At 56.6% G+C, this 2,500-nt stretch carries 2 tRNA genes and 2 rRNA genes (1 of these 4 cut by a window edge); all 4 read right to left on the bottom strand.

From position 1 onward, the window contains the following. Positions 1-24: ribosomal RNA gene (locus ACD578_RS00020) — 23S ribosomal RNA — on the bottom strand; it reaches 2,787 nt to the left of the window's first position. Positions 25-304: 280 nt separating this feature from the next. Next, positions 305-380: transfer RNA gene (locus tag ACD578_RS00015), tRNA-Ala, on the bottom strand. 124 nt (positions 381-504) lie between these two features. Then, positions 505-581, bottom strand: a tRNA-Ile gene (locus ACD578_RS00010). Positions 582-730: 149 nt separating this feature from the next. Continuing rightward, positions 731-2,217 (bottom strand): 16S ribosomal RNA (locus tag ACD578_RS00005). Together the 16S and 23S rRNA genes with 2 tRNA genes alongside form the textbook arrangement of a ribosomal RNA operon. Between the last annotated feature and the right edge of the window lie 283 nt (positions 2,218-2,500).

Raw genomic sequence — 2,500 nt, 5'->3', positions numbered from 1 at the left:
CAGATGCTCTTACGACACTTGATTACTCTCATGATCAATGTCCGCTCGGCTACAAGCCGGACATGACCAAAAAAGAAAGACCTGTCTTTGGATTTCTCCAAAGACATGTTTTGCTTGCCAAGCATATCCGACGCACACGGCTGCGGGCCGTGGCTGGTTCGCGGGACTAGGTGCCCGCTGGTCGAATATGCTGCCTCTTTACGATTTCAAACATCCGCGCTCACCCCCAAAGAGGGGAGGCGAATTAGACATCATCCACGGCCATGAACACGTCATGGCCTCTGGACGTCCGGATCCATAAAAATGGTGGAGCCTGTCGGGATCGAACCGACGACCTGAAGCTTGCAAAGCTACCGCTCTCCCAGCTGAGCTAAGGCCCCTTGATACCTGGCCTCAGGCGCCGGCGAAAGCGTCCGCTTTCTTGGCTGTCCGCGCCACGGGGCGCGGCGGCCGGTCGGCCTTCGCAAGAAGAGCAGGACGGCGTCTGAGGCTAACCAAGATAAATGGTGGGCCTGGGACGACTCGAACGTCCGACCTCACCCTTATCAGGGGTGCGCTCTAACCACCTGAGCTACAGGCCCCAATCGGAGTGGAAACCCCGACCGATGTATCCGGAATGAGAAGAGAAACGAAGACGGCAGCGTCCCGCATAGCGAGACCTGACTGGTCTCTTTTGTTCCAAGCGATCCGATAAAACCGACCGAGGTCGGCCTTGAGGGATCGTCCTTAGAAAGGAGGTGATCCAGCCGCAGGTTCCCCTACGGCTACCTTGTTACGACTTCACCCCAGTCGCTGACCCTACCGTGGTCGCCTGCCTCCTTGCGGTTGGCGCAGCGCCGTCGGGTAAGACCAACTCCCATGGTGTGACGGGCGGTGTGTACAAGGCCCGGGAACGTATTCACCGTGGCGTTCTGATCCACGATTACTAGCGATTCCGCCTTCATGCACTCGAGTTGCAGAGTGCAATCTGAACTGAGACGGCTTTTAAGGATTAGCTCCCCCTCGCGGGTTCGCTGCCCTTTGTCACCGCCATTGTAGCACGTGTGTAGCCCAGCCCGTAAGGGCCATGAGGACTTGACGTCATCCCCACCTTCCTCTCGGCTTATCACCGGCAGTCCCCTTAGAGTGCCCAACCAAATGATGGCAACTAAGGGCGAGGGTTGCGCTCGTTGCGGGACTTAACCCAACATCTCACGACACGAGCTGACGACAGCCATGCAGCACCTGTGTTCCCGCCAGCCGAACTGAAGGATCCTGTCTCCAGGATCCACACGGGACATGTCAAAGGCTGGTAAGGTTCTGCGCGTTGCTTCGAATTAAACCACATGCTCCACCGCTTGTGCGGGCCCCCGTCAATTCCTTTGAGTTTTAATCTTGCGACCGTACTCCCCAGGCGGAATGCTTAAAGCGTTAGCTGCGCCACTGACGAGCAAGCTCGCCAACGGCTGGCATTCATCGTTTACGGCGTGGACTACCAGGGTATCTAATCCTGTTTGCTCCCCACGCTTTCGCGCCTCAGCGTCAGAACCGGACCAGTTAGCCGCCTTCGCCACTGGTGTTCTTGCGAATATCTACGAATTTCACCTCTACACTCGCAGTTCCACTAACCTCTTCCGGTCTCAAGCCATGCAGTATCGAAGGCAATTCTGTGGTTGAGCCACAGGCTTTCACCCCCGACTTACAAAGCCGCCTACGCGCCCTTTACGCCCAGTGATTCCGAACAACGCTAGCCCCCTTCGTATTACCGCGGCTGCTGGCACGAAGTTAGCCGGGGCTTCTTCTGCGGGTACCGTCATTATCGTCCCCACTGAAAGAGCTTTACAACCCTAAGGCCTTCATCACTCACGCGGCATGGCTGGATCAGGCTTGCGCCCATTGTCCAATATTCCCCACTGCTGCCTCCCGTAGGAGTTTGGGCCGTGTCTCAGTCCCAATGTGGCTGATCATCCTCTCAGACCAGCTACTGATCGTCGCCTTGGTGGGCCATTACCCCACCAACTAGCTAATCAGACGCGGGCCGATCCTTCAGCGATAAATCTTTCTGCTCTCGCACGTATCCGGTATTAGCCCAAGTTTCCCTGGGTTATTCCGAACTGAAGGGCACGTTCCCACGCGTTACTCACCCGTCTGCCACTCATCCCGAAGGATGCGTTCGACTTGCATGTGTTAAGCCTGCCGCCAGCGTTCGTTCTGAGCCAGGATCAAACTCTCAAGTTGAAAGAATTTGATCTCGACTAAATCTCTACGCAAATTGACAGAGTACCTCCATCTCCAGGTTTCCCTGAAGCGGTGTACTCACCAAAGCATAGACATGGTCGATGTTCTCATTCGATCGCCCCGAAGGACGATCCGCAAGGACACCGCCGCCTACGCTTCTCTTCTCTCTTCACTTGTCAAAGAACAGGTGCCTCACGCAGAGACACAAAAACAACCCCGGGCCACCTCACCCATCCCTTGCCAGGATGGCCAGGCCCCGAAGCCTCCCGACGCCGCGCTCGTT

This window comes from Microvirga sp. RSM25 (genome assembly GCF_044784385.1).
Classification (GTDB): Bacteria; Pseudomonadota; Alphaproteobacteria; order Rhizobiales; family Beijerinckiaceae; genus Microvirga; species Microvirga tunisiensis.
The sequence above is the reverse complement of the archived record's forward strand: the minus strand, read 5'-3'. Positions and strand labels throughout refer to the sequence as shown.